Genomic DNA, 8,570 nt, shown 5'->3' on the forward strand with positions numbered 1-8,570 from the left:
ACGACAATCTCCAGTTTCAGCTCCGCAGACACTCCGTCGTCCGGCAATGCCTTCGAGAACTGCTGCAGGTCTTCGAAGAGGCGGCGGCGGGCAATCTCGCCGCCCTTCGGAGCTGCCGCCGCCAGTCTTGCGACAACACTGGCCCATCGAGGGTCATTGAGAGCTTTGTCTATGAATGAACAGCACCCGAAGGCAATCCTCAGAGCAGGCTCGGCGAGGGAGCCCCGGCCCGGCTGCAGCAGTTCATCGAAGGACCGCACCAATTCCTCCGCGACCGCTGCGGTCACTGCCTCTAGGCTGTCGAAATGAACGTAGAAGGTTCCCTTGGCGACGCCGGCCTCTTTAACGACGTCATCCACTGTGACAGATTCTACCGCCTGCCTAGCAAATAGCGAATTGGCAGCCGCAACAAGCTGCGCACGAGTTCTCGCGCGCTTTTCGCGGCCGATTTCGGCGCGTCGGATCGGATCGATTTTGGCCATGGTAGAGACAACCTTAAACTGTTCATGCAAATAGGTCATATTGACCAAAATGTCCAGTTATCATTACTCAACCGATGCGAAGGCCCCTCTCAGTTGCGCAGTACCGGCTTGGTCCGTGCGATCGTGCAGCCGCGGCCGTCGCAGAAGTTACCCGCAAAAATCAGCGCCGCCCGCGACGCACCAATCATTCGAAGAATGGCATGCCCAGCCTTGGGCAGAGTTCCAGTTAAGCATTTTTTGCATAGCACAAATGCAATTATCATATTGACTGTATCGTCGAACTGACCTATTAGTCAACTTGATGTCAGGCCCTGTCATGCGTGGGCTTGCTCGTCATCAAACCCTAACAACCTCGATCATTTCGAGCGGAGGCTTTCATGCGCCTGTGGTCCGGTCAGTTCCTTTATGCCTGTGTTGCCAGCCTTTGTCTCTTTGGCCATTGCGAAGTCGGCGGACTCGCCGTCGTGACTGTGCTGACGCGGGCCTTCTATGTTGCCGTCTCCCGCGTGCGGGAGACAGCCAAACCGGCGGCAGATACGGGTCCGCTCGCCGCACGTGCTCTCGTACTCCAACACTGAAGAGAGACGCAGCCATGCCGGAAACACCAACGTCTCTTCTTGACCGCTTTCTTCGATCGGATGCCCCGATACACGCCGCGCCAAGTGAGAACAAGCGCGATTATGTCGACAGGATGCTGCTTGCCGCGTTGCAGGAAGCGCAAGTGACGGCGCGCTCCTATGACACTAAGGCGCAGATCGTTGGCGCCGGCTACATCCTGGCACTCAATCTGGTGCTGCATTTCGGCGATCTCTTGCCGACGCGTGCACCGCTTGGTCCGCTGTTCTTCGCCGTGGTCTGGGGTGTTGTCATCCTGCCGATCCTGCAGTTCGGGCAAGTGCTCTATCCGAGCCGAACCCGCGCAGAAAAGGAGCTGCTCGCGAAAACATCCGGTGCTTCCGAACAGAGCGTCTACTATGTCGATCCCGACACATTTGCCGATCTCAAAGACTTCGTCAAAGAGGCACTGAGCTCCGACTGGACCTCAGTGCTCGGCGCCGAGTTGCTCAAGTCATCTCGCGTCAGGATCATCAAACAGGTGCGCTTCCGGCGGGGCCTTTTGATGACCGTCGTGTCTTTCATCGTCCTCGGAGGCGAGCAGTTTATTCGGAGTCTCACCATCGCCTGACAAGGAACGTACGGCAGGCGGGGACGATCCAGCCGCGTTCGAGTTCACACCGGAAAGTATCGGAGATTCAATTGGCAACTCGCCGCTGGACGGCTGACGCCATGACCTTTCTTTCGGTTTCATCGTCGCTGGCTCGGAATGTGAGGCCAGCCAATGAACACGCAGTCTTTTGGTTGCAAACCGTTATGGAGAAAAATATGCAGCCCTTTCGTTTAATTGGAATTGGTCTCGCCTGCGCCTATCTCGCCGCCTGCGACGACAAAGCTGAAGTCGTGTCGCCGCCGCAGCAGGTTCGGGCGATTCGCGCTTCGTCGAGCGAGTATCAGCCAAGCGCAGAGATCACCGGTGAGGTTAAGGCGCGAATTCAGTCCGACCTGTCCTTCCGCGTGAACGGCAGGGTGACCGAGCGCCTCGTCGATGTCGGTTTGCACGTGCACACCGGCCAGGTCCTCGCCCGCCTTGACGACACCGAAGAGCGGGCCGATGTTGAGGTTGCCCGCGCTGGGCTCGAGTCGGCACAAGCGATCGTCAAGCAGAAAACGCTGACGTTTGAGCGGTACGAGGCGCTGTTGCGCTCGCGCTCGATCGCCCAGGCGACCTTCGATCAAGCCGAGATGGAACTGCGGACGGCCCAAGCGTCCCTGGAGGCTGCCGAAGCAGCACTGGCGACGGCTAAGGACACCCTCTCCCAGACTGAGCTTAAGGCCGACGCGGACGGAATCATCACCGCACGCGAGGTCGAGGTCGGTCGGGTGGTTTCCGCGGCGCAGGCTGCCTTCGTGCTCGCCCATGAAGGCCCGCGAGATGCGGTTTTCAACGTCTTCGAGGCCTTTTTCCTGGAAGGGCGGCCGCTAGCCAATGTCGAGGTAGCACCGATCGCAGATCGCGAACTCGAAACGCAGGCGACCGTCAGGGAGATCTCTCCCTTCATCGACACGAGAACCGGAACGATCCGGATCAAGGTGGCGCTCCCGGAAGATGCGCAATGGCCGCTTGGCACGCCCGTGGTCGGTGAATTCCGTTCTCCTCCGCGCAACGGGATCGCCCTGCCCGCGGGCGCAATCGCCTCTGCCATGGGCGAGGCCGCCGTATGGCACATCGACCCCGCAAGCCGCTCCGTCTCACTGCGGAAGATCGAGGTCGAGAGGTACCGCACAAGCGATCTGATCGTGGCCGGCGGCATCGCACCGCAGGACCTGATCGTCACCGAGGGCGGAAAGTTTCTCAAGGAAGGCCAAACTGTGGCCTGGGAGGGCAAGTAAAATGGCCGCTTATCGCCTTCACCTCCCGTTTTCACTCCTTGCACTCGCGCTTCTTGCCGGCTGCGACCAGGATGCCGGCGCTGGCGAAGCGCTCATGCCGCGGCCCGTCAGGTCCATCGCGGCGAGCGCAGCGCAGGCAGAGCTCGTGCACTTTCCCGGTATCGTCCAGGCCGGGGTTGAGGCCGATCTTGCATTCCGGACATTGGGGCGCGTCGTATCGCGCAAGGTGTATGTCGGCGACCTCGTGCGTGCGGGCGATGTCGTGGCCCAAATCGATCCGCTTGCTCTTGAGCTAGCGGTCCGGAGCGCCGAAGCCGATCTGCGCAACGCTCAAGCGCAGTTTCAGAACGCTTTGTTGACGGAGGACCGCAAGCGGAGGCTTGCATCGACGAGCGCGGCGAGCGAAGCGGATCTGGACCTTGCCGGGCAGGCGCTGAAATCGGCGTGGGCCAGTGTCGGAAAGGCCAATGCCAGCCTGGACAAGGCGCGCGAGCAGCTTGGTCATGCCACGTTGAAGGCCGAGTTCGATGGTGTCGTTACGGCCAGCTGGGTCGAAGTCGGACAGACGGTGACCGCCGGTCAGCCGGTCCTGAAACTCGCACGTCTCGATCAGCGTGACGTGGTCGTCGACGTTCCGGAAGCGCAATTCCGATCCTTGCGCCTGGGGGACCGGTTCGACATCGCCCTCCAGCTCGACGATACACTGCGGACCTCCGGCGTTCTGCGCGAGATCGGGCCGCAGGCCGATGCTGGTACCCGCACCCATAGGGTGAAAATCGCCATCAATCAGGCGCCGGAGGTCTTCCGCCTTGGATCGGTGGTGACCGCGGCAGCACCAGGGGCTGAGCAAGGGCTGGCGATTGGCGTGCCTGCAACAGCCGTCGTCAAGAAGGATGGCACCGACCATGTCTGGGTGGTCGACCCGACGACGCACACGGTTTCGCTGCGATCGGTGCGACTCGACCCCTCCTCCACTGATATCCGTTCCGTCCGGGTTCTCTCCGGGCTCGAGGACGGCCAAGAGATTGTCGTCGCCGGCGTGAACCAACTTGCCGAGGGGCAGAGTGTGAAAATCGAACAGGAGCATCGCCCGTGAACAAATTCAATCTTTCAGACTGGGCGCTCCAGCACCGTTCGCTCGTCTGGTATTTCATGATAATCTTCGCAGTGGCAGGGGCCTATGCCTATCTGGGCCTCGGCCGCGAGGAGGATCCATCCTTCACAATCAAGACAATGGTGGTCCAGGCACAATGGCCCGGTGCCTCGGCACAGGAGGTCACGCAACAGGTTACCGATCGCATCGAAAAGAAACTGCAGGAGCTCGACAATCTCGAGCACACCCGAAGCATCACCACCGCCGGCCAGACCATCGTCTTCGTCGATCTGTTGCCGGAAACCAATGCGCGGGACGTGAAGCCCACCTGGTCGCGGGTGCGCAACCTGATTGCCGACATAAAGCACGAGTTCCCGCAAGGCGTGGTAGGACCTTTCTTCGATGATCAGTTCGGGGACGTCTACGGCAATATTTTCGCCCTCACCAGTGACGGCTTGGGCCAGAGAGAATTGCGCGATTTCGCGGAAGACGCACGAACAAAGATCCTAACGATACCGGACGTCGGCAAGGTGGATATCGTGGGTGCCCAGGACGAGGTGATCTATCTGGAGTTTTCGACCCGTAAGACCGCCGCGCTCGGCATCGATCGCTCGGCCATCATCTCGGCGCTGCAGGCTCAAAATGCCGTCACGCAATCGGGTTTCATCGAGGCGGGACCGGAGCGCATTGCGCTTAGAGTCGGCGGACGCTTTATTTCCGAAGACACGTTGCGTGGGATCAACCTAAGGGTCAACGACCGATTCTTCCCGCTGACGGACGTCGCCACCATCACCCGCGGCTATGTCGACCCGCCGACCTCGCTCTTCCGCTTCAACGGGAAGCCGGCGATCGGACTGGCGATCGGGATGAAGACGGGCGGCAACCTCCTCGCCTTCGGCGAAGCGCTTGAAAAGACGATGGCCAGGATCGTTCAGGATCTTCCGGTCGGCGTCTCGGTCGAACAGGTATCCGACCAGCCGAAAGTAGTTCACGAGGCAGTGGGGGGCTTCACGAAGGCCCTGTTCGAGGCGGTTGCCATCGTACTCGCGATCAGCTTCATCAGCCTTGGGTTCAGGGCCGGCCTCGTCGTGGCAATCGCGATCCCGCTGGTCCTCGCCATCACCTTTATGGTGATGCTCTATACCGGCATTTCGCTGCAGCGAATCTCGCTCGGAGCGCTCATCATCGCACTCGGTCTTCTTGTCGACGACGCCATGATCGCGGTCGAGATGATGGTGGCGCGGTTGGAAGCGGGTGACAGTCTCAGGAAGGCCGCCACTTACGTCTACACGTCCACGGCATTCCCGATGCTGACCGGCACGCTCGTGACCGTCGCGGGCTTCATACCGGTCGCATTCAACAAGAGCAGCGCCGGCGAGTTCACCTTCACACTCTTCGTCGTCATCGCCGTATCACTTATCGTCTCCTGGGTAGTCGCGGTACTGTTCACGCCCCTCATCGGCGTGACCATTCTGCCGAAGACTATGAAGAAGCACGCCGAGCACAAGGGCCGGTTCGCAAGGGCCTTTTCGGCGCTGCTACAATTCTGCCTACGGTGGCGCTGGATGACGATCGCTGCCACGGTCATTCTCTTCGTCAGTTCGCTTGTCGGCCTGTCGCTGGTGCCGCAGCAATTCTTTCCGAGCTCCGACCGACCGGAACTGATCGTCGACTGGAATCTGCCGCAGAACAGCTCGATTGCCGAAACGAGCCGTCAAATGGCGCAGTTCGAGCGCGAGATGCTGGCCGGCAACCCCGCGGTCGAGCATTGGTCGACCTATGTCGGACGGGGCGCGCCGCGCTTCATCCTTTCCTTCGACGTGCAGCCCGCCGACGTTTCCCTCGGCCAGACCATTATCGTCACCAAGGAGCTCGCCGCCCGCGACAAGCTGAAGCAGGAAGCGGAAGCCTATCTGCAGAAGACCTTTCCCGGAACTGATGCCTATGTGAAGTTCCTCGAAATCGGACCGCCGGTTGGCAAGCCGATTCAGTACCGCGTGTCCGGCGAGGACCTCCAGACGGTGCGCGAGTTGGCACAGAAGCTGGGATCCGTCATCGGTAGCTATCCTTCCGTGAAGAATCTCGCCTTTAACTGGAATGAACCGGCGCGCGTGGTAAAGATCGACGTGCTCCAGGACAAGGCGCGCCAGCTTGGCGTCTCGTCGCAGGACATCGCCATGGCGCTCAACACCGTCGTTCAAGGGGACGCCGTAACGCAGGTCCGGGACAACATTTATCTCGTCGATGTCGTCGGCCGTGCCGGAGAAAAGGAACGTGGTTCGATCGACACGCTGCTCGACCTGCAATTGCAGGCGAGCGGCGGTCAGTCCGTGCCGCTGTCATCGGTCGCAACTTTCCGCTACGAGCTCGAACAGCCGACGATCTGGCGCCGCGACAGAGTCCCGACCGTCACGATTAAGGCCGGGATCGGGGATTCGGCGCAGCCGGCGACCATTGCGAAGGCGCTCGCCGACAAGGTTGCGGCGTTCGAAAAGACGCTGCCGGTCGGCTACTCCGTCGCAGTCGGTGGCGCGGTCGAGGAAAGCGCCAAGTCGCAGGGTCCGATCGCCAAGGTGGCGCCGGCTATGTTCCTCATTATGGCGACGCTGCTTATGATTCAGCTTCAGAGCTTCCACAGGCTGTTCCTGGTCTTCTCGGTTGCCCCTTTGGCGCTGATTGGCGTCGTCGCGGCGCTGTTTATGAGCAATGCCCCGCTCGGTTTCGTTGCCCTCCTGGGCGTGCTCGCACTCGTCGGCATCCTCATCCGCAACTCGGTGATCTTGATCGTGCAGATCGAGGAATTGCGTGCAGAGGGAATGTCAGCATGGAAAGCGGTGGTGGAGGCGACGGAGCATCGCATGCGTCCGATCCTGCTGACCGCCGCCGCGGCGACCCTGGCGCTGATCCCCATCTCGCACGAGATATTCTGGGGTCCTATGGCCTACGCAATGATGGGCGGCATCGTTGTGGGAACGGCCCTGACGCTTCTGTTCCTGCCGGCGCTCTATGTCGCCTGGTTCCGGATTCCGGTCGAGATCGGGCAGCACTGACATGCCCGGTTTAACGCCTCTCGACCGCCCGCGCAGCATTTTCGCTTTGCAATGGATTGGCCGCTTGCGGCCGGTCCCGGCGACACATCGAACTAAGCATAGACGGGTGCTCCCCGTGCTGGTGACATTGTCCCTCGCCATAACCGGCTGCGCGACCCGGGTGGAGAACGTCCTTCAGCCTCCTCAGGTGGCCGTGGCCACCAGCGACGCCAGCCGGGTGAACATGCTGGTGGCGACGACGCGCAAGTCATCGGACGAACCCGGTCGACTCTATTCAGGCGAGCGCGGAACGGCGATTTCGCTCAACAACGTCTCCGTCTCCATTCCTCCAGATCGAAACCGCAAGATTGGTAAGGTGCAATGGCCCTCACGCGTGCCGCCGAATCCGCAAAAGGAGTTTGCAGTCCTTGAAGTCGGCAAGGTTGCAACGGAAGGGCAGGCTCTCGCATGGTTTCGCAAGAATCGCAACGCCAAGCGGCAGGTGCTCATCTTTGTCCATGGCTTTAACAACACCTACGCCGACGCGGTCTTTCGCTTCGCCCAGATCATTCACGACTCAGGCACCGCTGCGGCACCGATTCTTTTCGCCTGGCCATCGCGGGCGCGCGTTTTCGACTACCTCTATGACAAGGAAAGCGCCAACTACTCGCGGCGAGCCCTGGAGGACCTGATCCTTCAGGCTACGCGAAGCCCCGATGTCGACGACGTGACGATTCTCGCGCATTCGATGGGGACCTGGCTCGCGGCGGAGGCACTTCGCGGTGTTGCCATGCGCGAAAAATCGATCCCGGCCAAGATCAAAAATGTCATCCTTGCATCACCAGACATCGATATCGATGTGTTTCGGCGGCAGTTCATCGAGATGGGGCCAAAGCGGCCGCATTTTGCGATTCTGACGTCGACACGCGACAAGGCTCTAGAGGTCTCTGGCTGGCTCTCGGGCGGCGTCGACCGTGTCGGTGGCGCAGATCTCAGACCCTATGCCTCTGTGCTTGAAGAACTTGGCGTTTCGGTCATCGACACGAGTGTCATCCAGACCAAAGATCCGCTCGGCCACAATACCTTCGCCGACAGTCCTGAGATCGTACGCCTGCTTGGGAGACGGCTGGCTGGTCAAACGCTCGCGGGCAAGGAGGCGACATTCGCGGATCGTGTGGGGGTGGCGGCCGCCAATTTCGCTGGGTCAGCAGCGCGTGTAGCCGTTGCGGCTCCGGTCTCGGTCATCAGCGGCGAGGCTCGCGACGTATTGAAACGCGAACTTTCTCCTTCGAGCGGGCAGCTCGTTGATGGTCAGGTCTCGTATTGAGGTCAGAGCCGCTGCGCAGGCGGTCGAGGTTGGCCCTTGCCTTTCGCGGGGCCTCTCCTTCGCAAGTCCAAGCCGTGATCACGCCATGTTCGTTGCTAATGCCTGCTGGCACCCTTCATTCGCTGCGTACACGACAGAATCCAGGCCATATTCGCGATACTCGACGTGACTTGAGTCCACAGAGGCGGTGG

7 protein-coding genes are annotated in these 8,570 nt (G+C 60.7%); 6 read left to right on the forward strand and 1 reads right to left on the reverse strand.

Annotated features, from left to right (window positions below):
- The coding region (locus AAAC48_RS12385) for a TetR/AcrR family transcriptional regulator (RefSeq protein WP_340654461.1) at positions 1-482 on the reverse strand (482 nt) is incomplete at its 3' end.
- 377 nt (positions 483-859) lie between these two features.
- Here AAAC48_RS12385 and AAAC48_RS12390 point away from each other — a divergent pair.
- From AAAC48_RS12390 to AAAC48_RS12415, 6 genes are all read left to right on the forward strand, one after another.
- Positions 860-1,060 carry a hypothetical protein gene (locus AAAC48_RS12390; RefSeq protein WP_340654462.1) on the forward strand — a complete coding sequence of 67 codons (201 nt, stop codon included), beginning with the start codon at positions 860-862 and terminating at the stop codon, positions 1,058-1,060.
- A gap of 14 nt (positions 1,061-1,074) precedes the next feature.
- On the forward strand, positions 1,075-1,668 hold the full coding sequence (locus AAAC48_RS12395) for a hypothetical protein (protein WP_340654463.1): 594 nt from the start codon (positions 1,075-1,077) through the stop codon (positions 1,666-1,668).
- Positions 1,669-1,865: 197 nt separating this feature from the next.
- Complete coding sequence (locus AAAC48_RS12400; RefSeq protein WP_340654464.1) at positions 1,866-2,930, forward strand: efflux RND transporter periplasmic adaptor subunit; 1,065 nt, start codon at positions 1,866-1,868, stop codon at positions 2,928-2,930.
- A gap of 1 nt (position 2,931) precedes the next feature.
- Complete coding sequence (locus AAAC48_RS12405) at positions 2,932-4,026, forward strand: efflux RND transporter periplasmic adaptor subunit (protein ID WP_340654465.1); 1,095 nt, start codon at positions 2,932-2,934, stop codon at positions 4,024-4,026.
- Positions 4,023-7,073: an efflux RND transporter permease subunit gene (locus tag AAAC48_RS12410; protein ID WP_340654466.1), complete on the forward strand. Its 3,051-nt coding sequence runs from the start codon at positions 4,023-4,025 to the stop codon at positions 7,071-7,073. The genes AAAC48_RS12405 and AAAC48_RS12410 overlap by 4 nt, the downstream gene beginning before the upstream one ends.
- Positions 7,074-7,128: 55 nt before the next feature.
- The gene (locus tag AAAC48_RS12415) at positions 7,129-8,379 is read left to right on the forward strand and encodes an alpha/beta hydrolase (protein ID WP_340654467.1); all 1,251 of its coding nucleotides are present in this window, start codon (positions 7,129-7,131) and stop codon (positions 8,377-8,379) included.
- The last annotated feature ends 191 nt before the right edge of the window (positions 8,380-8,570 follow it).

This window comes from Phyllobacterium sp. (assembly GCF_037994405.1).
Classification (GTDB): domain Bacteria; phylum Pseudomonadota; class Alphaproteobacteria; order Rhizobiales; family Rhizobiaceae; genus Phyllobacterium.